Raw genomic sequence first — 25,049 nt, forward strand, 5'->3', positions numbered from 1 at the left:
ATTACTTCGCAATACGCTTGTACTTGATACGCTTCGGCTCCAGCGCGTCTGCGCCCAGCGTGCGTTTTTTGTACTCTTCGTATTCGGTAAAGTTACCTTCGAAGAACTCAACTTTACCTTCATCCTGGTAGTCCAGGATGTGCGTGGCGATACGGTCGAGGAACCAACGGTCGTGCGAGATAACCATCGCGCAGCCCGGGAACTCCAGCAGGGCGTTTTCCAGCGCGCGCAGGGTTTCGATATCCAGGTCGTTGGTTGGTTCGTCGAGCAGCAGCATGTTGCCGCCAACCTGCAGCAGCTTCGCCAGATGCAGACGACCGCGCTCACCACCGGAAAGTTCGCCAACGCGTTTACCCTGATCGACCCCTTTAAAGTTAAAGCGGCCAACGTAGGCGCGGCTTGGCATCTCGGTGTTACCGATCTTCATGATATCCAGACCGCCGGAAACTTCTTCCCAAACGGTTTTGCTGTTATCCATTGAATCACGGAACTGATCGACAGACGCCAGTTTCACCGTTTCACCTAAAGTGATGGTGCCGCTGTCTGGCTGTTCCTGACCAGAGATCATACGGAACAGCGTCGATTTACCCGCCCCGTTCGGACCGATGATCCCAACGATCGCCCCTTTCGGGATCGAGAAGCTCAGGGAGTCAATCAGCAGGCGATCGCCGTAGGATTTACGCAGGTTGCTGACTTCCAGCACTTTGTCGCCCAGACGCGGTCCAGGTGGAATAAACAGTTCGTTGGTTTCGTTACGTTTCTGGTATTCGGTATTGTTCAGCTCTTCAAAGCGTGCCAGACGCGCTTTACCTTTCGACTGACGGCCTTTAGTACCCTGACGTACCCACTCCAGCTCTTTCTCAATCGACTTACGACGCGCCGCTTCTTGTGAAGCTTCTTGCGCCAGACGCTGATCTTTTTGCTCCAGCCAGGAGGAGTAGTTACCTTCCCACGGAATACCTTCACCGCGGTCAAGTTCGAGGATCCAGCCTGCAACGTTATCGAGGAAGTAACGGTCGTGAGTAATCGCCACAACGGTGCCTTCGAAGTCGTGCAGGAAGCGTTCCAGCCAGGCCACGGATTCGGCATCCAGGTGGTTGGTCGGTTCGTCGAGCAGCAGCATGTCTGGTTTTTCCAGCAGCAGACGGCACAACGCCACGCGACGACGCTCACCACCGGAGAGGTTAGCGATTTTCGCGTCCCAGTCCGGCAGACGCAGCGCATCCGCCGCACGCTCCAGCTGAACGTTCAGGTTGTGACCGTCGTGAGCCTGAATGATCTCTTCCAGACGGCCTTGTTCCGCGGCCAGTTTGTCAAAATCGGCATCCGGATCGGCATACAGTGCGTACACTTCATCCAGACGTTTCAGGGCGTTAACCACTTCAGAAACGGCTTCTTCAATGGATTCACGCACGGTGTGTTCCGGGTTCAGCTGCGGCTCTTGCGGCAGGTAACCAATCTTGATGTCTGGCTGCGGACGCGCTTCACCTTCGATGTCTTTATCAATGCCCGCCATAATGCGCAGCAGGGTGGACTTACCGGCGCCGTTCAGGCCCAGGACACCAATTTTTGCCCCAGGGAAGAAACTCAGAGAGATGTTTTTCAAAATATGACGTTTCGGCGGAACAACTTTGCCGACACGATGCATGGTATAAACGAATTGAGCCACGTTGGACTTCGCCTCTATGTTTATCGTGATGATGAGTTTTCAAAGGCGAAGTGTAGCCTTTTTCCCCGCCTAATCCCAGTTGGTCGATCACCTTCGCAGTATACTCGTCATACTTCAAGTTGCATGTGCTGCGCTTACGCTCGCTCACCCCAGTCACTTACTTCTGTAAGCTCCTGGGGACTCACTCACTTATCGCCTTCCTGCAACTCGAATTATTTAGAGTATAAAAGTAAAAAAGTGTCCGTAACGTGGCGTAAACGGCAATGACTGGTTAGCATAAATCTATTACGCGGCATGATGCTGCATTGATGTATTTACACTTAGAGGGTGCGCTTGTGGAAAAAGCCAAACAAGTTACCTGGCGGCTGTTGGCTGCCGGTGTCTGTCTGCTGACGGTCAGCAGCGTGGCGCGAGCCGACTCACTGGATGAGCAGCGTAGCCGTTACGCGCAAATCAAGCAGGCCTGGGATAATCGACAAATGGATGTGGTCGAACAAATGATGCCATCCCTGAAGGATTACCCGTTATACCCCTACCTGGAATATCGCCAGATCACCGATGACCTGATGAATCAACCGGCGGTGACGGTCACTAACTTTGTTCGCGCTAACCCCACGCTTCCTCCCGCTCGCACGCTGCAATCTCGTTTCGTCAATGAACTGGCGCGGCGTGAAGACTGGCGTGGCTTGTTAGCCTTTAGCCCGGAAAAGCCAGGCACAACCGAAGCCCAGTGTAATTACTACTATGCAAAATGGAACACCGGGCAAAGTGAAGAAGCCTGGCAGGGGGCGAAAGAGCTGTGGCTAACCGGAAAGAGCCAGCCTAACGCTTGTGACAAGTTATTTAGCGTCTGGCGAGCGTCCGGCAAACAAGAACCCCTGGCTTATTTAGAGCGTATCCGCCTTGCGATGAAAGCAGGCAATACCGGGCTGGTGACGGTGCTGGCAGGGCAAATGCCTGCCGATTACCAGACTATTGCTTCGGCAATCATTTCGCTGGCGAATGATCCTAATATTGTGCTGACCTTCGCGCGTTCCACCGGCGCGACCGATTTTACCCGTCAGATGGCGGCGGTGGCATTTGCCAGCGTGGCGCGTCAGGATGCTGAAAACGCACGACTGATGATCCCTTCACTTGCCCAGGCACAGCAGCTTAATGAGGATCAGATTCAGGAGCTGCGTGATATCGTCGCCTGGCGTCTGATGGGCAACGATGTTACCGACGAACAGGCGAAATGGCGTGATGACGCGATTATGCGTTCGCAATCCACGTCGTTAATTGAACGCCGCGTGCGGATGGCGCTTGGCACTGGCGATCGTCGTGGTCTGAATACCTGGCTGGCGCGTCTGCCAATAGAGGCGAAAGATAAAGATGAATGGCGTTACTGGCAGGCGGATATACTGCTGGAACGCGGGCGTGAAGCTGAAGCAAAAGAGATTTTGCATCAACTCATGCAACAGCGTGGATTTTACCCGATGGTCGCTGCGCAACGTATTGGCGAAGAGTATCAACTAAAGATTGATAAAGCGCCGCAGAACGTTGACAGCGCCCTGATCCAGGGGCCGGAGATGGCGCGCGTGCGCGAGTTGATGTACTGGAATATGGATAACACCGCACGTAGCGAGTGGGCCAATCTGGTGAAGAGCAAGTCAAAAACAGAGCAGGCGCAATTGGCACGCTATGCCTTTAATAATCACTGGTGGGATCTCAGTGTTCAGGCGACGATCGCCGGGAAATTGTGGGATCATCTGGAAGAACGATTCCCCCTGGCCTACAACGATCTCTTCGAACGTTACACCAACGGCAAAGATATCCCACAAAGCTATGCAATGGCGATTGCCCGTCAGGAGAGCGCCTGGAATCCGAAAGTGAAATCACCGGTAGGAGCCAGCGGCCTGATGCAGATTATGCCCGGTACGGCGACTCAGACGGTGAAGATGTTCTCTATTCCTGGTTATAGCAGCCCTGGGCAATTGCTGGATCCGGAAACGAACATCAACATTGGCACCAGTTACCTGCAATATGTTTATCAGCAATTTGGCAATAACCGCATTTTCTCCTCGGCAGCTTATAACGCCGGTCCAGGGCGGGTGCGCACGTGGCTTGGTAACAGCGCCGGGCGTATCGACGCAGTGGCGTTTGTCGAGAGTATTCCGTTCTCCGAGACGCGCGGTTATGTGAAAAATGTGCTGGCTTATGACGCGTACTATCGCTATTTCATGGGCGATAAGCCCACGCTTTTGAGCGCTACGGAATGGGGACGTCGTTACTGATTTGAACCTTTATGATATGCTATCGTACTCTTTAGCGAGTACAACCGGGGGAGGCATTTTGCTTCCCCCGCTAACAATGGCGACATATTATGGCCCAACAATCACCCTATTCAGCAGCGATGGCAGAACAGCGTCACCAGGAGTGGTTACGTTTTGTCGACCTGCTTAAGAATGCCTACGAAAACGATCTCCATTTACCGTTGTTAAATCTGATGCTGACGCCAGATGAGCGCGAAGCATTGGGGACTCGCGTGCGTATCGTCGAAGAGTTGCTGCGTGGTGAAATGAGCCAGCGCGAGTTAAAAAATGAACTCGGCGCGGGCATCGCGACCATTACGCGTGGATCTAACAGTCTGAAAGCCGCCCCCGTCGAGCTGCGCCAGTGGCTGGAAGACGTGTTGCTGAAAAGCGATTGATTTTGTAGGCCTGATAAGACGCGGCAGCGTCGCATCAGGCATTGTGCACCGAATGCCGGATGCGGCGTGAACGCCTTATCCGTCCTACAAATACCAGCAATTTCAATATGTTTGGTAGGTCTGATAAGACGCGTCAGCGTCGCATCAGGCATTGTGTACCGAATGCCGGATGCGGCGTGAACGCCTTATCCGGTTTACAATGGCTGATACACGGCATTATGAAACGGACTTAGCGCCAGAATCACCGCCTGATGATAAACGCTGGCGCGAGTGAGTTTCCCGGCGGTAAACACGCCGATGGCTCCTTCCTTACGACCAATCTCATCAATACCGGTATAACGCGACATCACGGGGCCGAGCGCCTCGCCTTCACGCACTTTCTGCAGAATCACCGCAGGCAACGGCAAAGTAGCCGAACGCGCCTCGCCGCGCTGGCTGGCGTTTTCAATGACCACCCAACTGAAGGTACTGTCACCATCAATGCCCGCTTCAATCGCCACCCAAAAATCGGCCTCTGGATGTAAACGGCGGGCATTTTCTACCCGATTTCGTGCGCCAGCGCGCGTTTCCTCACTGCCAAAGGGTTGTTCCGGTACGCCGCTCTCGACGGCAACGGACTCAATGTGGCAGGATCCTTCGCCGAAGATCTCGTGAAATGCCTGCAGAATGGCCTGAATTTTAGCGGGATTGGTGGTCGCACAGACAACATGGTGCATAATCAGGATTACTCAAAAATTAACGTTACAGCAGTATACGGAAAAAAAGCATGTTACAGGTATACCTAGTCCGCCACGGTGAAACGCAGTGGAACGCCGAGCGACGTATTCAGGGTCAGTCTGATAGCCCACTGACTGCCAAAGGTGAGCAACAAGCAATGCAGGTGGCGGCACGTGCCAAAGAGCTTGGAATCACACATATCATCAGTAGCGATTTAGGTCGCACCCGGCGCACGGCGGAAATCATCGCTCAGGCTTGCGGCTGTGACATAATCTTTGATTCCCGCCTGCGTGAATTAAATATGGGCGTGCTGGAAAAAAGACATATCGACTCTCTGACCGAAGAAGAAGAGAACTGGCGTCGCCAACTGGTAAATGGCACTGTTGACGGGCGTATTCCTGAAGGCGAGTCAATGCAGGAACTGAGTGAGCGCGTCAATGCTGCACTGGAATCTTGTCGGGATTTGCCGCAGGGAAGTCGACCGCTACTGGTGAGCCACGGTATCGCGCTGGGATGCCTGGTGAGTACTATTCTGGGCCTACCTGCATGGGCAGAACGCCGCTTACGTCTGCGTAACTGTTCTATTTCGCGCGTGGATTATCAGGAAAGCCTGTGGCTGGCGTCTGGTTGGGTCGTTGAAACCGCAGGGGATATCTCGCATCTGGACGCCCCTGCATTAGACGAGCTGCAGCGTTAACGACGTACTGGAATCAGCAGTTCGCAGCGCAGATTAATTGGGCGATCTCCCGCTTTGGCATCTTCTGCCGGATAGTATCGCTCAATATCCTGACCTTTACGGCGCGTCAGGTTCAGCATCGGCATACAGGTTCCGTACACCGTCAGGATAAATTCCTGTACGCCGGTTCCCAGACCTTCATAGGTAAACATCACATATTCGCCGCCCTGCAACAGCACCGGATGCCCCGTCAGTACATAGCCGTCTGCTTGCTCCTGAGCCAACGCAGTCGTGTAGAACACCTCTTGCTCGTCGTCTTTATCTTGGCTTGGACGCGTTTCATTCAGGCCGTAAAGTACTGGCGGAATAGTCGGCGCATTACCGAGAAAATCGTGCCAGAACTGATAACGCATTTCATGGCGGAAATCAGAGATTTGCTCCAGTGAACAGGAGTAACTCTGAGTTACGCCAATCAGCGGCGTGTCTTCCAGCGTGACAAATTTGTGCTCTGGCATGGTGAATTCACCCAGACGCAGCGGTGGGCGAATACCAAAGGCGCTCCATTCAGGAGAACGGCGGTAAAGTGCGGGAGTCTGGGCAAACTGCTTCTTGAATGCACGAGTAAATGTCTGTTGAGAGTCGAAGCGGTATTGCAGCGCAATATCCAGAATTGGGCGCGCGGTCAGGCGTAGTGCAACCGCCGATTTCGACAAACGACGAGCACGAATATACGCGCCAATAGCATGGCCAGTGACATCTTTAAACATTCTCTGTAAGTGCCACTTGGAATAACCTGCTTTCGCCGCTACATTGTCGAGCGACAGTGGCTGATCCAGATGACCTTCCAACCAGATTAAAAGGTCGCGAATAATGCCGGCCTGATCCATAAAATATCCTCATCCTTTCACAACGAGCACCTGACATCAGGTAATTGGATAATAGCATTTTTTGCTGTTTTAGCATTCAGTGTTTTTTTCTTAGTAGAGTATGTTTTAGGTCTTGACGGAAATAAAAGTGTTGAGATTTTGTTCTTAATCAATATGTTATTTACCGTGACGAACTAATTGCTCTGTGTAACTTATAAAAATGGTAACAATATGAAATACAAGCATTTGATCCTGTCTTTAAGCCTGATAATGCTGGGGCCATTGGCACATGCGGAAGAAATTGGTTCGGTCGATACCGTATTTAAAATGATCGGCCCGGATCACAAAATTGTCGTAGAAGCCTTTGACGATCCCGATGTGAAAAATGTCACCTGTTATGTGAGTCGGGCAAAAACCGGCGGTATTAAAGGGGGATTGGGCCTGGCGGAAGATACTTCCGATGCGGCTATTTCCTGCCAGCAAGTCGGGCCGATTGAACTGTCAGAGCGCATTAAAAACGGCAAAGCTCAGGGCGAAGTGGTATTCAAAAAACGTACGTCTCTGGTCTTTAAGTCGTTACAGGTCGTACGCTTCTATGACGCCAAACGCAATGCGCTCGCTTACCTGGCCTACTCCGACAAAGTTGTAGATGGGTCGCCGAAAAACGCGATTAGTGCGGTGCCTGTCATGCCGTGGCGGCAATAACAGAGGCGATATATGCAACGGGAAACGGTCTGGTTAGTGGAAGACGAGCAAGGGATAGCCGACACGCTGGTCTACATGTTGCAGCAGGAAGGTTTTGCCGTCGAGGTCTTTGAGCGAGGCTTGCCGGTGCTGGATAAAGCACGCCAGCAGGTTCCCGACGTCATTATTCTCGATGTAGGTCTGCCGGATATCAGCGGCTTTGAATTGTGCCGTCAGTTGCTGGTGATCCATCCGGCGCTACCTGTACTGTTCCTGACAGCCCGTAGTGAAGAGGTGGATCGCCTGCTTGGACTGGAAATTGGCGCTGACGACTACGTGGCTAAACCGTTTTCACCCCGCGAAGTGTGCGCCAGAGTGCGCACTTTACTGCGTCGGGTGAAGAAGTTCTCAACGCCGTCTCCCGTCATCCGTATTGGTCATTTTGAATTGAATGAACCCGCGGCGCAGATCAGCTGGTTTGACACGCCATTAACGCTAACACGGTATGAGTTTTTGTTGCTGAAAACGTTACTCAAGTCGCCGGGCCGCGTCTGGTCCCGTCAGCAACTGATGGATAGCGTCTGGGAAGATGCGCAGGACACCTACGATCGCACTGTCGATACTCACATTAAAACGCTGCGTGCCAAACTGCGCGCTATTAATCCCGAGCTTTCGCCGATCAATACCCATCGCGGCATGGGATACAGCCTGAGGAGCCTGTAATGCGTATCGGCATGCGGCTGTTGCTGGGGTATTTTTTACTGGTGGCGGTAGCCGCCTGGTTCGTGCTGGCTATTTTTGTCAAAGAAGTTAAACCGGGCGTGCGAAGGGCGACGGAAGGGACGTTGATCGATACGGCAACGTTGCTGGCGGAGCTGGCGCGTGCCGATTTGCTCTCTGGTGACCCAACGCATGGGCAGTTGGCGCAGGCATTTAACCAGCTACAAAATCGCCCGTTTCGCGCCAATATCAGCGGCATCAACAAAGTGCGCAACGAATATCATGTCTATATGACTGATGCGCAGGGCAAAGTATTGTTTGATTCGGCCAATAAAGCCGTCGGGCAGGATTATTCGCGCTGGAATGACGTATGGCTAACGTTGCGTGGTCAGTATGGTGCGCGCAGTACGTTGCAAAATCCTGCCGATCCCGAAAGTTCTGTGATGTATGTTGCCGCACCTATTATGGACGGCACGCGGCTGGTTGGCGTTTTGAGCGTAGGCAAACCGAACGCGGCGATGGCGCCGGTGATTAAACGCAGCGAGCGGCGAATTTTATGGGCGAGCGCCATTTTGCTGGGAATTGCGCTGGTAATCGGCGCAGGAATGGTTTGGTGGATCAACCACTCCATTGCCCGACTCACTCGTTATGCTGATTCCGTTACCGACAATAAGCCCGTTCCGCTTCCTGAACTCGGCAGTAGCGAGCTGCGTAAGTTAGCGCAGGCGCTGGAAAGTATGCGCGTGAAGCTGGAAGGGAAAAACTATATTGAGCAGTATGTCTACGCGTTAACTCATGAGTTGAAAAGTCCGCTGGCGGCAATTCGTGGCGCGGCGGAAATTTTACGCGAAGGTCCGCCGCCGGAAGTGGTGGCTCGTTTTACTGACAACATTCTGACGCAAAATGCGCGAATGCAGGCGCTGGTGGAAACGCTATTACGCCAGGCAAGACTGGAGAATCGCCAGGAGGTCGTTCTTTCTGCGGTTGCTGTGGCGGCTTTATTTCGCCGCGTCAGCGAAGCGCGCACCGTGCAGTTGGCAGAAAAGAATATCACTCTTAATGTTATGCCCACCGAGGTTAACGTTGCTGCTGAACCTGCGTTGCTGGAACAGGCACTGGGGAATTTACTGGATAATGCTATCGATTTTACTCCCGAGAATGGCCGCATAACGCTTAGCGCTGGGGTGGAGCAGGAACACGTTACGCTTAATGTGCAGGATACCGGCAGCGGTATTCCTGACTACGCGCTGTCACGTATTTTTGAGCGTTTCTACTCTTTGCCGCGTGCGAATGGGCAAAAAAGCAGTGGTCTGGGGCTGGCGTTTGTCAGTGAAGTTGCCCGTTTGCTTAATGGCGAAGTCACGTTGCGCAACGTGCCGGAAGGCGGCGTATTGGCCTCGCTTCGACTTCACCGTCACTTCACATAACTTCAAATTCTTCCCACATAGCCTTCATATCCTGTCGCCATTGCAAAGGAGAAGACTATGTTGAAATCCCCCCTGTTCTGGAAAATGACCACCCTGTTTGGTGCAGTATTGCTGTTGTTGATTCCGATAATGCTGATTCGGCAGGTGATTGTCGAACGTGCCGATTACCGTAGCGATGTGGAAGATGCGATTCGCCAAAGTACCAGCGGGCCGCAAAAACTCGTTGGGCCGCTCATCGCTATTCCTGTGACCGAGCTTTATACGGTGCAGGAAGAGGATAAAACCGTGGAGCGGAAACGAAGTTTTATCCATTTCTGGTTACCTGAGTCGTTGATGGTTGATGGTAATCAGAATGTGGAAGAACGCAAGATTGGTATTTATACCGGTCAGGTCTGGCACAGTGATTTAACGCTAAAAGCCGATTTCGATGTTTCGCGTCTTAACGAACTCGACGCACCAAATATCACCTTAGGCAAGCCATTTATTGTGATTAGCGTCGGGGATGCGCGTGGTATTGGCGTGGTGAAAGCGCCTGAAGTTAACGGAACAGCGCTGACCATTGAACCCGGTACCGGGTTGGAGCAAGGCGGGCAGGGCGTGCATATCCCTTTACCCGAAGGGGACTGGCGGAAGAAGAACCTGAAGCTGAATATGGCACTGAATTTAAGCGGTACTGGTGATTTGTCCGTGGTGCCGACGGGACGTAATAGTGAGCTTGTCTTAACCAGCAACTGGCCCCATCCCAGTTTTTTAGGTGATTTTTTGCCAGCGAAACGAGAAATAAGTGCATCCGGTTTTCAGGCGCAATGGCAAAGTAGCTGGTTTGCCAATAATCTCGGTGAGCGTTTTGCTTCAGGCAATGATACCGGCTGGGAAAACTTCCCGGCGTTTAGCGTCGCAGTCACTACGCCTGCCGATCAGTATCAATTAACGGACCGGGCGACTAAGTACGCTATTTTGCTGATTGCCCTGACTTTTATGGCCTTCTTTGTTTTTGAAACGCTCACCGCGCAACGTTTGCACCCGATGCAATATTTGCTGGTGGGGCTGTCATTGGTGATGTTTTATTTGCTCTTGCTGGCGCTTTCTGAACACACCGGTTTTACCGTGGCATGGGTAATTGCCAGCTTGATAGGGGCATTAATGAACGGTATTTACTTGCAGGCGGTATTAAAAGGTTGGCGCAATAGCATGTTGTTTACCCTCGCGCTGTTGTTGCTGGATGGTGTGATGTGGGGACTGCTCAACTCTGCCGATAGCGCACTGTTGTTGGGAACCAGTGTGCTGGTGGTGGCGCTGGCAGGCATGATGTTTGTGACGCGGAATATCGACTGGTATGCATTTTCACTGCCAAAAATGAAAACCAGTAAAGAAGTCACAACGGACGATGAGTTACGTATCTGGAAATAAAAAAACGGCGCTAAAAAGCGCCGTTTTTTTTGACGGAGGTAAAGCCGATTAATCTTCCAGATCACCGCAGAAGCGATAACCTTCACCGTGAATGGTGGCGATGATTTCCGGCGTATCCGGCGTAGATTCGAAGTGTTTACGAATACGACGGATCGTCACGTCTACAGTACGGTCGTGCGGTTTCAGCTCACGGCCGGTCATTTTCTTCAGCAGTTCAGCACGAGACTGAATTTTGCCTGGGTTTTCACAGAAGTGAAGCATGGCGCGGAACTCGCTACGCGGCAGTTTGTACTGCTCGCCATCAGGGCCGATCAATGAACGGCTGTTGATGTCCAGTTCCCAACCATTGAACTTGTAGCTTTCAACGCTACGACGTTCTTCGCTGACAGTACCCAGATTCATGGTACGAGACAGCAGGTTGCGCGCACGGATAGTCAGTTCACGCGGGTTGAACGGTTTGGTGATGTAGTCATCTGCGCCAATTTCGAGGCCGAGAATTTTATCGACTTCGTTGTCACGGCCAGTCAGGAACATCAACGCAACATTTGCCTGCTCACGCAGTTCACGCGCTAACAGAAGACCGTTCTTACCCGGCAGATTGATATCCATGATCACCAGGTTGATGTCATATTCAGAGAGGATCTGATGCATTTCCGCGCCATCTGTCGCTTCGAAAACATCATAGCCTTCCGCTTCGAAAATACTTTTCAACGTGTTGCGTGTTACCAACTCGTCTTCAACGATAAGAATGTGCGGGGTCTGCATGTTTGCTACCTAAATTGCCAACTAAATCGAAACAGGAAGTACAAAAGTCCCTGACCTGCCTGATGCATGCTGCAAATTAACATGATCGGCGTAACATGACTAAAGTACGTAATTGCGTTCTTGATGCACTTTCCATCAACGTCAACAACATCATTAGCTTGGTCGTGGGTACTTTCCCTCAGGACCCGACAGTGTCAAAAACGGCTGCCATCCTAACCATTTTAACAGCAACATAACAGGCTAAGACGTGCCGGACACCCAATAAAACTACGCTTCGTTGACATATATCAAGTTCAATTGTAGCACGTTAACAGTTTGATGAAATCATCGTATCTAAATGCTAGCTTTCGTCACATTATTTTAATAATACAACTAGTTGCCTTATACAACTAATAAACGTGGTGAATCCAATTGTCGAGATTTATTTTTTATAAAATTATCCTAAGTAAACAGAAAGATATGTAGCAATTTTTAACAATTGCACCGTTAGTATAGTCAAGAAATAGTTTAGCTTTTTTTAAGTTAAGTGAAGGGCTTTTTCTGCGACTTACGTTACGAATTTGTAAATTCTCTCCGCGTAATAAGTTGACATTCATCACCCTATTCGCGGTTATTTGATCAAGAAGAGTGGCAACATGCGTATAACGATCATTCTGGTAGCACCTGCCAGAGCTGAAAATATTGGTGCAGCGGCTCGAGCGATGAAAACAATGGGATTTAGCGAGCTGCGCATTGTCGATAGCCTGGCACACCTGGAACCAGCTACCCGCTGGGTGGCACATGGTTCTGGTGATATTATTGATAATATTAAAGTTTTTCCAACGCTGGCTGAATCGCTACACGACGTTGATTTTACCGTTGCCACCACTGCGCGCAGTCGGGCGAAATACCATTACTACGCCACGCCGATAGAACTGGTGCCGCTACTGGAGGAAAAATCAACATGGATGAACCACGCGGCGCTGGTCTTTGGTCGCGAAGATTCCGGCTTGACTAACGAAGAGTTGGCGCTTGCTGATGTCCTCACCGGCGTGCCAATGGTGGCGGATTATCCATCACTGAATTTGGGACAGGCGGTGATGGTCTATTGCTATCAATTAGCAACATTAATACAACAACCGGTGGAATCTGCCGCAACGGCGGACCCATTTCAACTGCAGGCTTTACGTGAACGTGCCATGTCATTGTTAACGACTCTGGCGGTGGCAGATGACACCAAACTGGTCGACTGGTTACAACAACGCATCGGTCTGTTGGAGCAACGAGACACGGCCATGTTGCATCGTTTATTGCATGATATTGAAAAAAATATCACCAAATAAAAAACGACAAGGAAGAGCGTTTTCAGATTTTTATTCTGACTGCAATGGGCAATATGTCTCTGTGTGGATTAAAAAAAGAGCATCTACCAGCACTCTATGAACTGGTAACCTGCCGTGAGCAAATTAAAATTTTATTGACTTAGGTCACTAAATACTTTAACCAATATAGGCATAGCGCACAGACAGATAAAAATTACAGAGTACACAACATCCATGAAACGCATCAGCACCACCATTACCACCACCATCACCATTACCACAGGTAACGGTGCGGGCTGACGCGTACAGGAAACACAGAAAAAAGCCCGCACCTGACAGTGCGGGCTTTTTTTTCGACCAAAGGTAACGAGGTAACAACCATGCGAGTGTTGAAGTTCGGCGGTACATCAGTGGCAAATGCAGAACGTTTTCTGCGGGTTGCCGATATTCTGGAGAGCAATGCCAGGCAGGGGCAGGTGGCCACCGTCCTCTCTGCCCCCGCCAAAATTACCAACCATCTGGTCGCAATGATAGAAAAAACCATTAGCGGTCAGGATGCTTTACCCAATATCAGCGATGCCGAACGTATTTTTGCCGAACTTCTGACGGGACTCGCCGCCGCCCAGCCGGGATTCCCGTTGGCGCAATTGAAAGCGTTCGTTGATCAAGAATTTGCCCAAATCAAACATGTCCTGCATGGCATTAGCTTGTTGGGGCAATGCCCGGACAGCATCAACGCCGCGCTGATTTGCCGTGGTGAAAAAATGTCGATCGCCATTATGGCCGGGGTACTGGAAGCGCGTGGTCACAACGTTACCGTTATCGATCCGGTCGAAAAGCTGCTGGCAATCGGTCATTACCTCGAATCTACGGTCGATATTGCTGAGTCCACCCGACGTATTGCGGCAAGCCGCATTCCGGCTGACCACATGGTGCTGATGGCTGGTTTTACCGCCGGTAATGAAAAAGGTGAGCTGGTGGTGCTGGGACGTAACGGTTCTGACTACTCCGCCGCGGTACTGGCCGCCTGTTTACGCGCCGATTGTTGCGAGATCTGGACGGATGTCGACGGTGTCTATACCTGCGACCCGCGTCAGGTGCCCGATGCGAGGCTGTTGAAGTCGATGTCGTACCAGGAAGCGATGGAGCTTTCCTACTTCGGCGCTAAAGTTCTTCACCCTCGCACCATTACCCCTATCGCTCAGTTCCAGATCCCTTGCCTGATTAAAAATACCGGAAATCCTCAAGCACCAGGTACGCTCATTGGCGCCAGCCGTGATGAGGACGAATTACCGGTCAAGGGCATTTCCAATCTGAATAACATGGCAATGTTCAGCGTTTCTGGTCCGGGGATGAAAGGAATGGTCGGCATGGCGGCGCGCGTCTTTGCGGCAATGTCACGCGCCCGCATTTCAGTGGTGCTGATTACGCAATCATCTTCCGAATACAGTATCAGTTTCTGCGTACCACAAAGCGACTGTGCGCGTGCTGAACGCGCGATGCAGGAAGAGTTCTACCTGGAACTGAAAGAAGGTTTGCTGGAGCCGCTGGCGGTCACTGAACGGCTGGCCATTATCTCGGTGGTGGGCGATGGTATGCGTACCTTACGTGGGATCTCGGCGAAATTCTTTGCTGCGCTGGCCCGCGCCAATATCAACATTGTCGCCATTGCTCAAGGGTCTTCTGAACGCTCAATCTCTGTCGTGGTAAATAACGATGATGCGACCACTGGCGTACGCGTTACCCACCAGATGCTGTTCAATACCGATCAGGTTATCGAAGTGTTTGTGATTGGCGTCGGTGGCGTTGGCGGTGCGCTGCTGGAGCAACTGAAGCGTCAGCAAAGCTGGCTGAAGAACAAACACATCGATTTACGCGTTTGCGGCGTTGCTAACTCGAAGGCGCTGCTGACTAATGTGCATGGCCTTAACCTGGATAACTGGCAGGAAGAACTGGCCCAAGCCAAAGAGCCGTTCAACCTTGGGCGCTTAATTCGCCTGGTGAAAGAATATCATTTGCTGAATCCGGTGATTGTCGATTGCACTTCCAGCCAGGCGGTGGCGGATCAATATGCCGACTTCCTGCGCGAAGGTTTCCATGTGGTGACCCCGAACAAAAAGGCCAACACCTCGTCGATGGATTACTACCATCAGCTGCGTTACGCGGCGGAAAAATCACGGCGTAAATTCCTTTATGACACCAACGTCGGTGCGGGGTTGCCGGTCATTGAGAACTTGCAAAACCTGCTCAACGCGGGTGATGAATTGATGAAATTCTCTGGCATTCTTTCTGGTTCGCTTTCTTTCATCTTCGGTAAGTTAGACGAAGGGATGAGCTTCTCCGAGGCCACCACGCTGGCAAGAGAAATGGGCTATACCGAACCGGACCCGCGTGATGATCTTTCTGGTATGGATGTGGCGCGCAAGCTGTTGATTCTCGCTCGTGAAACAGGACGATCACTGGAACTGGCGGATATCGAAATCGAATCTGTGCTGCCCGCAGAGTTTAACGCGGAAGGCGATGTTGCGACTTTTATGGCGAATCTGTCACAGCTCGACGATCTCTTTGCCGCGCGCGTAGCGAAGGCCCGTGATGAAGGAAAAGTTTTGCGCTATGTTGGCAATATTGATGAAGATGGCGTCTGCCGCGTGAAGATTGCTGAAGTGGATGGCAACGATCCGCTGTTCAAAGTGAAAAACGGCGAAAACGCATTGGCCTTCTATAGCCACTATTATCAGCCACTGCCGCTGGTCCTGCGCGGATACGGTGCGGGTAATGACGTTACAGCTGCCGGTGTCTTTGCCGATCTGCTGCGCACCCTCTCATGGAAGTTAGGAGTCTAAAATGGTTAAGGTTTATGCTCCGGCTTCCAGTGCCAATATGAGCGTCGGGTTTGATGTGCTCGGGGCGGCGGTGGTGCCTGTTGATGGTTCCTTGCTGGGAGATGTAGTGACGGTTGAGTCAGCAGAGCGCTTCAGTCTCAACAATCTTGGACGGTTTGCAGGCAAGCTGCCGTCAGAACCGCAGGAAAATATCGTTTATCAGTGCTGGGAGCGTTTTTGCCAGGAAGTGGGTAAGCAAATTCCGGTGGCGATGACCCTGGAAAAGAATATGCCGATCGGTTCTGGCTTAGGTTCCAGCGCCTGTTCGGTGGTCGCGGCGCTGGTGGCGATGAATGAACACTGTGGTAAGCCGCTCAATGATACCCGCCTGCTGGCCTTGATGGGCGAACTGGAAGGGCGTATCTCCGGCAGCATTCATTACGACAACGTAGCACCGTGTTTTCTTGGCGGCATGCAGTTGATGATCGAAGAAAACGGCATCATCAGCCAGCAGGTACCAGGATTTGATGAGTGGTTATGGGTGTTAGCGTATCCGGGGATTAAAGTCTCGACGGCAGAAGCACGGGCTATTTTACCGGCGCAGTATCGCCGCCAGGATTGCATTGCTCACGGGCGACACCTGGCGGGCTTCATTCATGCCTGCTATTCCCGCCAGCCTGATCTGGCCGCAAAGCTGATGAAAGATGTTATCGCTGAACCCTACCGTGAACGTTTACTGCCAGGCTTCAGACAAGCACGTCAGGCGGTCGCGGAAATCGGCGCGCTAGCGAGCGGTATCTCCGGCTCGGGGCCGACCTTGTTCGCTCTGTGCGATAAACTGGATACCGCCCAGCGAGTTGCCGACTGGTTAGGTAAGAATTACCTGCAAAATCAGGAAGGTCTTGTTCATATTTGCCGGCTGGATACGGCGGGCGCACGAGTACTGGAAAACTAAATGAAACTCTACAATCTGAAAGATCACAACGAGCAGGTCAGTTTTGCGCAAGCCGTAACGCAGGGATTGGGCAAAAATCAGGGGTTGTTTTTCCCTCATGAGCTACCGGAATTCAGCCTGACCGAAATTGATGAGATGCTGAAACTGGATTTCGTCACTCGCAGCGCGAAGATCCTCTCGGCGTTTATTGGTGATGAGATCCCACAGGAAGTTCTGGAAGAGCGCGTGCGCGCGGCATTCGCTTTCCCGGCTCCGGTTGCCAAAGTTGAAAATGACGTCGGTTGTCTGGAGTTGTTCCACGGGCCAACGCTGGCATTTAAAGATTTCGGCGGTCGCTTTATGGCGCAAATGCTGACCCATATTGCGGGCGATAAGCCAGTGACTATTCTGACTGCGACTTCCGGCGACACCGGAGCGGCAGTGGCTCACGCTTTCTACGGTTTACCGAACGTTAAAGTGGTCATCCTTTACCCGCACGGCAAAATCAGTCCACTGCAAGAAAAACTGTTCTGTACGCTGGGTGGCAATATTGAAACCGTCGCCATCGACGGCGATTTTGATGCCTGCCAGGCTCTTGTTAAACAGGCATTCGATGATGAAGAACTAAAAGTGGCGTTGGGACTGAACTCTGCTAACTCTATTAACATCAGTCGTTTGCTGGCGCAGATTTGCTATTACTTTGAAGCCGTGGCGCAGTTGCCGCAGGAAGCGCGTAACCAGCTAGTTGTTTCAGTGCCGAGCGGAAACTTCGGCGATTTGACGGCAGGATTGCTGGCGAAATCACTCGGTCTGCCGGTGAAACGTTTTATCGCTGCTACTAACGTTAACGATACGGTGCCGCGTTTCCTGCACGACGGGCACTGGGTGCCTAAAGCTACCCAGGCGACATTATCTAATGCGATGGATGTCAGCCAGCCAAACAACTGGCCGCGAGTGGAAGAGTTGTTCCGCCGTAAAATCTGGCAACTGAAGGAGCTGGGTTATGCGGTGGTGGATGATGAAACCACCCGACAGACAATGCGTGAGTTAAAAGCACTGGGCTATACCTCGGAACCGCATGCTGCCGTGGCTTACCGTGCGCTGCGTGACCAGCTTCATCCGGGAGAATATGGTCTGTTCCTCGGCACCGCGCACCCGGCGAAGTTTAAAGAGAGCGTGGAAGTGATTCTTGGTGAAACGCTGGAACTGCCAAAAGAGCTGGCAGAACGTGCTGATTTGCCCTTACTTTCACATAGTTTGCCTGCCGATTTTGCTGCGCTGCGCAAACTCATGATGAATCATAATTAATATCTATTAAATTCCGAAAAAATAGCCGGGCTTGTGTTTATACAGCTCGGCTTTTTTGTGGAGAAAATATGAGAAAAATCGACAGAAAAAAAGGAGAAATTTTCAATAAATGCGGTGACTTAGATTGGATAATGACAACGAGGATTCTTTTACCGTAAGCTCCTTATATCGGCCCATAACTGGCAATGATAATAAGGAGTCACCTGTGAAAAAGATGCAATCTCTCTTACTCGCATTTTCCATGATTCTGGTTGCTCCTATGGCAGCGCAGGCTGAGGAAATAATGCTGGTGCCATCAGTAAAGTTACAGATTGGCGATCGTGATTATCGCGGTTTCTACTGGGATGGCGGTTACTGGCGTGACCACGACTGGTGGCACAGAAATTATGAATGGCGAGGCAATCGCTGGCACCCATACGGACTGCAGCCGCACTATAATAATCATCGCGATCATCGTGACGATCATCGTCATGATCACCGGGATGATCATTATCCGGGGCCTGGCAGACATCACCGCTAAATATAAATGCCGGATGACCTCCGGCATTTACCGCAAACTTAACGCAGTTCGTAGCGTTTAAACACCAGTTCGCCATTGCTGGAAGAGGCTTCATCGAAGAAGTAACCTTCACTGTTAAAACCTGTCAGTTGCTCTGGCTTGGTCAGGCGATTTTTAATGATAAACCGACTCATCAGGCCACGCGCTTTTTTAGCATGGAAGCTGATGACCTTAAACTTGCCATTCTTCTCATCGAGGAATACCGGCTTGATTATCTCGGCATTTAATTTCTTCGGTTTCACTGATTTAAAATACTCATCTGACGCCAGGTTAATCACCACCTGATCGCCTTGTGCTTCGAGCGCTTCGTTTAGCTTGTTGGTGATCACATCCCCCCAGAACTGGTACAGGTCTTTACCCCGCGCATTCTCAAGACGGATCCCCATCTCCAGACGGTATGGCTGCATTAAATCGAGCGGGCGCAGTACGCCGTACAAACCGGAAAGCATACGTAAATGCTGCTGGGCAAAAGCAAAATCTTCTTCACTAAAGGTTTCGGCTTGCAAGCCGGTATAGACATCGCCTTTAAATGCCAGAATTGCCTGCCGGGCATTCTCTGGCGTAAAGTCAGGCTGCCAGTCATGAAAGCGGGTAGCGTTGAGATCGGCCAGCTTGTCACTGATTTTCATCAGTTTGCCAATCTGCGGTGCCGTTAGTTTTCGCGCTTCATGGATAAGCTGTTGGGAGTTGTCTAACAGCTCCGGCAGCGTGTAGCGTGTGGTGGCCAAAGGGCTTTGATAATCAAGTGTTTTAGCAGGTGAAATCAGAATCAACATATCCAGTCCTTGCAGGAAATTTACTGCGACTGTAGCAAAAAAAGTGGATGAGTTGATCGATAGTTGTGATTACTCCTGCGACAAATCATCCCACGCGTCAGGGGAAAGTTGCTGACTGATATCCGGGTAGCGCAGCGGATCAAACACCGGACGTACGCCGAGTTTACGCTGGCGCAGATAATCGCTGGCAATGATATGCACCACAGGGGAAAGCAGCAAAATCGCTGTCAAATTGGTGATTGCCATGCAGGCCATAATAATATCGGCCAGTTGCCACATCATCGGAAGGCTCAGTAGGGTGCCGCCAATGACTGTAACAAAGATACAGATACGCAGACTCCAGATAGCTTTCCGGTTGTTCAGCCGTAAAAAGAAGAGATTATTTTCGGCATAAATGTAGTTGGCGACGATCGAGCTGAAGGCAAATAGAATCACTACTATCGTGACAAATTCTGCCCCCCAGGAACCCATTAATACACGCATCGCTTTCTGAATGAGTTGGATACCTTCCAGTGGCAAATAGGTGGTGCCGTTACCAGCCAGCAATATCAGCATGGCGCTTGCCGTACAAATCACCATCGTGTCGATAAAGATGCCGATCATCTGGACAATACCTTGCGCTGCCGGATGCGGTGGCCATGATGCCGCCGCCGCCGCTGCGTTCGGTGTTGATCCCATCCCCGCCTCATTGGAAAACATACTGCGCTGAAAGCCGTTAGTAATCGCCTGACTCAGGGTATAACCCGCCGCGCCGCCTGCCGCTTCCTGCCAGCCAAAGGCGCTTTCAAAAATAGACCAAATAACGTGTGGAAGTTGCCCGATATTCATTGCGCAAATGACCAGGCTGGCGAGTACCCAGATTAACGCCATAATAGGGACAAACCATTGCATTAACCGGGCGACGCCATGAATGCCGTGAGTTATCGCCAACAAGGTAAAAATGGCGAGAATGACACCCGTTACTAACGGAGGGAAATCAAATGCAAAACTCATCGCGCGAGCGACAGCATTTGCCTGAACACCGCTGAAAATCAGTCCGTAGGCGATGAGCAAAAAGACGGCGAACAGAACGCCCATCCAGCGCATCCCTAACCCACGCGCCATATACCATGCCGGTCCGCCGCGAAACTGCCCATTGACGTCACGTTCTTTATAAAGCTGGGCAAGGGAACATTCAGCAAAAGAGGTCGCCATGCCAATAAACGCGGCAACCCACATCCAGAAAACAGCACCCGGTCCACCGGCGGTGATAGCCAGCGCAACGCCTGCCAGGTTGCCGCTGCCGACGCGCGCGGCGAGACTGGTACACAATGATTGAAAAGAAGTTAAACCGCCTCGTTGCGGATGAATGCTATTTTTAAGACTTTTGCCAAACTGACGAATATAGCGAAATTGAACGAACCCAGAACGAAAAGTGAACCAACAGCCTGCGCCGAAGAGCAGGTAGATCATCACTGATCCCCATAGTACGTTGTTAATAAAAGAGAAAAAGTCAGGCATTCGTATCCCTCTTGTCGCCGGCGCGCGGTTACATTCCTGTGTAAACGTTACCAATTGATTAAGAATTATATACGATGTGCATTGGTTGATAACGTCTGTGTAGCATACATGAGGTTTTGTTTAAAAATGGCGGGTGATATCAACGCCATGTCAGAAATCCGAAACAGTCTTGCCTGGTGATAACCCTTTTGTCTGCGGTTGCGCTGTCGTTACGTCGTGATATCATCAGGGCAGACCGGTTACATCCCCCTAACAAGCTGTTTAAAGAGAAATACTATCATGACGGACAAATTGACCTCCCTTCGTCAGTACACCACCGTAGTGGCCGACACAGGGGACATCGCGGCAATGAAGCTGTATCAACCGCAGGATGCCACAACCAACCCTTCTCTCATTCTTAACGCAGCGCAAATTCCGGAATACCGTAAGTTGATTGATGATGCTGTCGCCTGGGCGAAACAGCAGAGCAACGATCGCGCGCAGCAGATCGTGGACGCGACCGACAAACTGGCAGTAAATATTGGTCTGGAAATCCTGAAACTGGTTCCGGGCCGTATCTCAACTGAAGTTGATGCGCGTCTTTCCTATGACACCGAAGCGTCAATTGCGAAAGCAAAACGCCTGATTAAGCTCTACAACGATGCAGGTATTAGCAACGATCGTATTCTGATCAAACTGGCTTCTACCTGGCAGGGTATCCGTGCTGCAGAACAGCTGGAAAAAGAAGGTATCAACTGTAACCTGACTCTGCTGTTCTCCTTCGCTCAGGCACGTGCTTGTGCGGAAGCGGGCGTGTTCCTGATTTCTCCGTTTGTTGGCCGTATTCTTGACTGGTACAAAGCCAATACAGATAAGAAAGAGTACGCTCCGGCAGAAGATCCGGGTGTCGTTTCTGTATCTGAAATCTACCAGTACTACAAAGAACACGGTTATGAAACCGTGGTTATGGGCGCAAGCTTCCGTAACATCGGCGAAATTCTGGAACTGGCAGGCTGCGACCGTCTGACCATCGCACCGGCACTGTTGAAAGAGCTGGCTGAGAGCGAAGGGGCTATCGAACGTAAACTGTCTTACACTGGTGAAGTGAAAGCGCGTCCGGCGCGTATCACCGAGTCTGAGTTCCTGTGGCAGCACAACCAGGACCCAATGGCAGTTGATAAACTGGCGGAAGGTATCCGTAAGTTTGCTGTTGACCAGGAAAAACTGGAAAAAATGATCGGCGATCTGCTGTAATCATTCTTAGCGTGACCGGGAAGTCGGTCACGCTACCTCTTCTGAAGCCTGTCTGTCACTCCCTTCGCAGTGTATCATTCTGTTTAACGAGACTGTTTAAACGGAAAAATCTTGATGAATACTTTACGTATCGGCTTAGTTTCCATCTCTGATCGCGCGTCCAGCGGCGTTTATCAGGATAAAGGCATCCCTGCGCTGGAAGAATGGCTGACATCGGCGCTAACCACGCCGTTTGAACTGGAAACTCGCTTAATCCCCGATGAGCAGGCGATCATTGAGCAAACGTTGTGTGAGCTGGTGGATGAAATGAGTTGCCATCTGGTGCTGACAACCGGCGGTACTGGCCCGGCGCGCCGTGACGTTACGCCCGATGCGACGCTGGCAGTAGCGGACCGCGAGATGCCAGGCTTTGGTGAACAGATGCGCCAGATTAGCCTGCATTTTGTGCCAACTGCGATCCTTTCGCGCCAGGTGGGGGTGATTCGTAAGCAGGCACTGATCCTTAACTTACCCGGTCAGCCGAAGTCCATCAAAGAGACACTAGAAGGCGTGAAGGATGCCGAGGGTAAGGTCGTGGTACATGGCATTTTCGCCAGCGTACCGTACTGCATTCAGTTGCTGGAAGGACCATACGTTGAAACTGCACCGGAAGTGGTGGCAGCATTCAGACCGAAGAGTGCAAGACGCGAAGTTAGCGAATAAAAAAATCCCCCCAGGCGGGGGATGAGACTGATGACAAACGCAAAACTGCCTGATGCGCTACGCTTATCAGGCCTACGAGTTTCCTGCAATATATTGAATTTGCACGATTTTGTAGACCAGATAAGGCGTTCACGCCGCATCCGGCATGAATAAAGCGCACGTTGTCAACAAACTGATATCCCCCGAGCGGGGGATATCAAGCAATTAGTGGGATTCACCAATCGGCAGAACGGTGCGACCAAACTGCTCGTTCAGCACTTCACCCATTGCCAGATAAATTGCGCTGGCACCGCAGATCAGGCCAATCCAGCCTGCGAAGTGGATGATTGCTTCGTTACCGGCAATGTTACCGATCGCCAGCAGGGCAAACAGCACGGTCAGGCTAAAGAAAACGAATTGCAGAACGCGTGCGCCTTTCAGCGTGCCGAAGAACATAAACAGCGTAAACACGCCCCACAGACCCAGGTAGACACCAAGGAACTGTGCATTTGGCGCATCGGTCAGGCCCAGTTTCGGCATCAGCAGAATCGCAACCAGCGTCAGCCAGAAAGAACCGTAAGAGGTGAAGGCAGTTAAACCGAAAGTGTTGCCTTTTTTATACTCCAGCAGACCGGCAAAAATTTGCGCGATACCGCCGTAGAAGATGCCCATAGCGAGAATAATACCGTCCAGAGCGAAATAACCCACGTTGTGCAGGTTAAGCAGAATGGTGGTCATGCCGAAGCCCATCAGGCCCAGCGGTGCCGGATTAGCCAACTTAGTGTTGCCCATAATTCCTCAAAAATCATCATTGAATGAATGGTGAAATAATTTCCCTGAATAACTGTAGTGTTTTCAGGGCGCGGCATAATAATCAGCCAATGGAGTAGTGTCCATGATCTTTTGAGGGGAAAATGAAAATTTTCCCCGATGTGAGGGATTAGGCCTGAGTGACGCTGACAATTCGACGCAGGCAGGCAATTTGCAGGACCGCCGGAATAGTAACGCGATAGGCGCTACCGCTGACGGCTTTAACTCCGTTTAATGCCGCGCCCACCGGGCCACCAAGCCCCGCACCACGTAGTAGGCCATGCCCGAGAACGCTCATTGCTGCGTGAGTACGTAAAATGCGGGTAAGCTGGCTGGAAAGCAGATGCGACACGCCTTTTGCCAATAATTTGTCTTTCATCAGCAGCGGTAATAGCTCTTCCAGCTCGTTGACTCTGGCATCGACCGCCTTGAGAAATTCCTGCTTATGTTCCTCGTCCATTTTCTTCCAGGTATTACGCAGAAATTGTTCCAGTAATTGTTGCTCAATTTCAAACGTAGACATCTCTTTGTCGGCTTTTAGCTTCAGCCGTTTTGAGACGTCGAGCAAAATGGCCCGGTACAGTTTACCGTGTCCGCGAAGTTTGTTAGCGATACTATCGCCGCCAAAATGCTGTAATTCTCCGGCAATTAGCTGCCAGTTGCGGCGATGTTGCTCGGGATGCCCTTCCATCGATTTGAACAGTTCATTACGCATCAGAACGCTGGAGAGGCGAGTTTTGCCTTTTTCGTTATGGGTGAGCAAACGGGCGAAATTGGTCAGTTGCTCCTCACTACAATGCTGGAGAAAATCCAGATCTGAATCATTCAGGTAATTAACATTCATTTATTGTGGCTTCTCTGTTCAAGCGTTAATCGTCGCCGATAATTTTCAGCGTGGCCATATCGGACGAGTTCACTGTATGACCGGAAAAGGTGATTTTTGACACGCAGCGTTTGTTGTCGTTATCGCTGTTAATGTTGATCCAGCTGGTGGTTTGCCCTTCTTTAATTTCGGCGGGAACATTCAGGCTTTGACTGGCGCTACGGGCGGCTTTGAAATAAACCGACGCGCTGCTCAACTGTAAATCGCCGTGGTCGGCGGTGAGTTGGATACGTTTTACGATGCGGCAAACGGGGAGTTTCAGTGCCAGATCGTTGGTTTCGTTACGCGGCATCGCAATGACGCCGAGGATTTTATGGTCGTTAGCTTGCGCCGTGCAGCACAGCATAAGGCTAAGTACCAGGCTGGCGGAAATCGTAAAAACGGATTTCATAAAGATTCTCTTAGCGGGGGAGCAGTAGGGGATGAATAGCCACTAGTTTACTGCTGGCGAAAAGAAGATTCAGGTATGTAATCTTTTCTTTTTATTACAATTTTTTGGTGAATCTCTTGTGTTGGATTCATTCTTTATATGAATGAAATTGCCGTCTGTTTCATGTCTTCTTACGGCATATCACGAAATTTCTGCGCAAAAGCACAAAAAATTTTTGCATCTCCCCCT

General features: G+C 51.1%; 25 protein-coding genes, 1 pseudogene and 1 other annotated feature. Of the genes and pseudogenes, 16 read left to right on the plus strand and 10 right to left on the minus strand.

Going from position 1 to position 25,049, the window contains the following annotated elements; translation table 11 throughout:
* Position 1: 1 nt before the first annotated feature.
* Entirely contained in the window at positions 2 to 1,669 is a 1,668-nt protein-coding gene (ettA, locus tag D9734_RS01255; protein WP_064530385.1) for an energy-dependent translational throttle protein EttA, read from the minus strand.
* A 335-nt stretch (positions 1,670 to 2,004) separates the two neighbouring features.
* Between ettA and sltY the strand changes: the two genes are divergently transcribed.
* A complete protein-coding gene (gene sltY, locus D9734_RS01260) occupies positions 2,005 to 3,942 on the plus strand; it encodes a murein transglycosylase (RefSeq protein ID WP_130204794.1) in 1,938 nt (645 codons plus the stop codon).
* An 89-nt stretch (positions 3,943 to 4,031) separates the two neighbouring features.
* On the plus strand, positions 4,032 to 4,358 hold the full coding sequence (gene trpR, locus D9734_RS01265) for a trp operon repressor (RefSeq protein WP_064530383.1): 327 nt from the start codon (positions 4,032 to 4,034) through the stop codon (positions 4,356 to 4,358).
* A 194-nt stretch (positions 4,359 to 4,552) separates the two neighbouring features.
* Here trpR and yjjX read toward each other — a convergent pair whose 3' ends face one another.
* Complete coding sequence (gene yjjX, locus D9734_RS01270; protein ID WP_130204796.1) at positions 4,553 to 5,074, minus strand: inosine/xanthosine triphosphatase; 522 nt, start codon at positions 5,072 to 5,074, stop codon at positions 4,553 to 4,555.
* 50 nt (positions 5,075 to 5,124) lie between these two features.
* Between yjjX and gpmB the strand changes: the two genes are divergently transcribed.
* Positions 5,125 to 5,772, plus strand: coding sequence for a 2,3-diphosphoglycerate-dependent phosphoglycerate mutase GpmB (gpmB, locus tag D9734_RS01275; protein WP_059216559.1), 648 nt, complete (start codon positions 5,125 to 5,127; stop codon positions 5,770 to 5,772).
* Here the strand turns inward: gpmB and robA are convergent.
* Positions 5,769 to 6,638: an MDR efflux pump AcrAB transcriptional activator RobA gene (gene robA / locus D9734_RS01280; protein ID WP_130204798.1), complete on the minus strand. Its 870-nt coding sequence runs from the start codon at positions 6,636 to 6,638 to the stop codon at positions 5,769 to 5,771. The two genes, gpmB and robA, sit on opposite strands and share 4 nt — an antisense overlap.
* 210 nt (positions 6,639 to 6,848) lie before the next feature.
* On the opposite strand from robA, the gene creA reads away from it, so the two are divergent.
* The 4 genes from creA to creD are packed head-to-tail and all read left to right on the plus strand — an operon-like array spanning position 6,849 to position 10,858.
* Entirely contained in the window at positions 6,849 to 7,322 is a 474-nt protein-coding gene (creA, locus tag D9734_RS01285) for a protein CreA (protein WP_000875488.1), read from the plus strand.
* Between the two features lie 12 nt (positions 7,323 to 7,334).
* Entirely contained in the window at positions 7,335 to 8,024 is a 690-nt protein-coding gene (gene creB / locus D9734_RS01290) for a two-component system response regulator CreB (protein WP_130204800.1), read from the plus strand.
* Positions 8,024 to 9,448, plus strand: a complete 1,425-nt coding sequence (gene creC, locus D9734_RS01295; RefSeq protein WP_130204802.1) for a two-component system sensor histidine kinase CreC — start codon at positions 8,024 to 8,026, stop codon at positions 9,446 to 9,448. The genes creB and creC overlap by 1 nt, the downstream gene beginning before the upstream one ends.
* 57 nt (positions 9,449 to 9,505) lie before the next feature.
* Positions 9,506 to 10,858 carry a cell envelope integrity protein CreD gene (gene creD, locus D9734_RS01300; protein ID WP_130204804.1) on the plus strand — a complete coding sequence of 451 codons (1,353 nt, stop codon included), beginning with the start codon at positions 9,506 to 9,508 and terminating at the stop codon, positions 10,856 to 10,858.
* A gap of 48 nt (positions 10,859 to 10,906) precedes the next feature.
* Here the strand turns inward: creD and arcA are convergent, their stop codons facing one another.
* Positions 10,907 to 11,623 (minus strand): two-component system response regulator ArcA, encoded by a 717-nt coding sequence (gene arcA / locus D9734_RS01305; protein ID WP_001194358.1) that lies wholly within the window; start codon positions 11,621 to 11,623, stop codon positions 10,907 to 10,909.
* A 95-nt stretch (positions 11,624 to 11,718) separates the two neighbouring features.
* Between arcA and yjjY the strand changes: the two genes are divergently transcribed.
* The 7 genes from yjjY to D9734_RS01340 all read left to right on the plus strand — a co-directional run bounded on the left by yjjY (position 11,719) and on the right by D9734_RS01340 (position 18,508).
* On the plus strand, positions 11,719 to 11,859 hold the full coding sequence (gene yjjY / locus D9734_RS01310) for a protein YjjY (RefSeq protein WP_057696375.1): 141 nt from the start codon (positions 11,719 to 11,721) through the stop codon (positions 11,857 to 11,859).
* Between the two features lie 399 nt (positions 11,860 to 12,258).
* Positions 12,259 to 12,945, plus strand: a complete 687-nt coding sequence (locus D9734_RS01315; RefSeq protein WP_130204806.1) for a tRNA/rRNA methyltransferase — start codon at positions 12,259 to 12,261, stop codon at positions 12,943 to 12,945.
* Positions 12,946 to 13,158: 213 nt separating this feature from the next.
* Positions 13,159 to 13,224 (plus strand): thr operon leader peptide, encoded by a 66-nt coding sequence (gene thrL / locus D9734_RS01320; protein ID WP_001386572.1) that lies wholly within the window; start codon positions 13,159 to 13,161, stop codon positions 13,222 to 13,224.
* Positions 13,160 to 13,279, plus strand: a sequence feature (Thr leader region). (Overlaps the previous gene by 65 nt.)
* 25 nt (positions 13,280 to 13,304) lie before the next feature.
* A complete protein-coding gene (gene thrA, locus D9734_RS01325) occupies positions 13,305 to 15,767 on the plus strand; it encodes a bifunctional aspartate kinase/homoserine dehydrogenase I (RefSeq protein ID WP_130204809.1) in 2,463 nt (820 codons plus the stop codon).
* A 1-nt stretch (position 15,768) separates the two neighbouring features.
* The gene (gene thrB, locus D9734_RS01330) at positions 15,769 to 16,701 is read left to right on the plus strand and encodes a homoserine kinase (protein ID WP_130204811.1); all 933 of its coding nucleotides are present in this window, start codon (positions 15,769 to 15,771) and stop codon (positions 16,699 to 16,701) included.
* Positions 16,702 to 17,988, plus strand: coding sequence for a threonine synthase (thrC, locus tag D9734_RS01335; RefSeq protein WP_130204813.1), 1,287 nt, complete (start codon positions 16,702 to 16,704; stop codon positions 17,986 to 17,988).
* Positions 17,989 to 18,193: 205 nt separating this feature from the next.
* Positions 18,194 to 18,508, plus strand: a complete 315-nt coding sequence (locus D9734_RS01340) for a DUF2502 domain-containing protein (protein ID WP_130204815.1) — start codon at positions 18,194 to 18,196, stop codon at positions 18,506 to 18,508.
* Positions 18,509 to 18,546: 38 nt separating this feature from the next.
* Here D9734_RS01340 and yaaA read toward each other — a convergent pair whose 3' ends face one another.
* Positions 18,547 to 19,323, minus strand: coding sequence for a peroxide stress protein YaaA (gene yaaA, locus D9734_RS01345; protein ID WP_130204817.1), 777 nt, complete (start codon positions 19,321 to 19,323; stop codon positions 18,547 to 18,549).
* Between the two features lie 69 nt (positions 19,324 to 19,392).
* Positions 19,393 to 20,823 (minus strand): sodium:alanine symporter family protein, encoded by a 1,431-nt coding sequence (locus D9734_RS01350; RefSeq protein WP_130204819.1) that lies wholly within the window; start codon positions 20,821 to 20,823, stop codon positions 19,393 to 19,395.
* A gap of 279 nt (positions 20,824 to 21,102) precedes the next feature.
* Here D9734_RS01350 and tal point away from each other — a divergent pair, with 279 nt between their 5' ends.
* Both tal and mog read left to right on the plus strand, forming a co-directional pair.
* Positions 21,103 to 22,056, plus strand: a complete 954-nt coding sequence (tal, locus tag D9734_RS01355; protein WP_000130187.1) for a transaldolase — start codon at positions 21,103 to 21,105, stop codon at positions 22,054 to 22,056.
* Between the two features lie 114 nt (positions 22,057 to 22,170).
* The gene (gene mog, locus D9734_RS01360) at positions 22,171 to 22,758 is read left to right on the plus strand and encodes a molybdopterin adenylyltransferase (protein WP_130204821.1); all 588 of its coding nucleotides are present in this window, start codon (positions 22,171 to 22,173) and stop codon (positions 22,756 to 22,758) included.
* Positions 22,759 to 22,804: 46 nt separating this feature from the next.
* On the opposite strand, the pseudogene D9734_RS23685 reads toward mog, so the two are convergent.
* The 4 genes and pseudogenes from D9734_RS23685 to D9734_RS01375 form a co-directional block, all read right to left on the minus strand.
* Positions 22,805 to 22,903: pseudogene (locus D9734_RS23685) on the minus strand (hypothetical protein); the annotation flags it as partial.
* Between the two features lie 59 nt (positions 22,904 to 22,962).
* A complete protein-coding gene (satP, locus tag D9734_RS01365) occupies positions 22,963 to 23,529 on the minus strand; it encodes an acetate uptake transporter (RefSeq protein ID WP_064530367.1) in 567 nt (188 codons plus the stop codon).
* 148 nt (positions 23,530 to 23,677) lie between these two features.
* Positions 23,678 to 24,391, minus strand: a complete 714-nt coding sequence (gene msyB / locus D9734_RS01370) for an acidic protein MsyB (RefSeq protein WP_130204823.1) — start codon at positions 24,389 to 24,391, stop codon at positions 23,678 to 23,680.
* Between the two features lie 25 nt (positions 24,392 to 24,416).
* On the minus strand, positions 24,417 to 24,821 hold the full coding sequence (locus D9734_RS01375) for a DUF2541 family protein (protein WP_130204825.1): 405 nt from the start codon (positions 24,819 to 24,821) through the stop codon (positions 24,417 to 24,419).
* Positions 24,822 to 25,049 lie beyond the last annotated feature (228 nt).

This window comes from Escherichia sp. E14S1 (assembly GCF_004211995.1).
Taxonomy (GTDB): domain Bacteria; phylum Pseudomonadota; class Gammaproteobacteria; order Enterobacterales; family Enterobacteriaceae; genus Escherichia.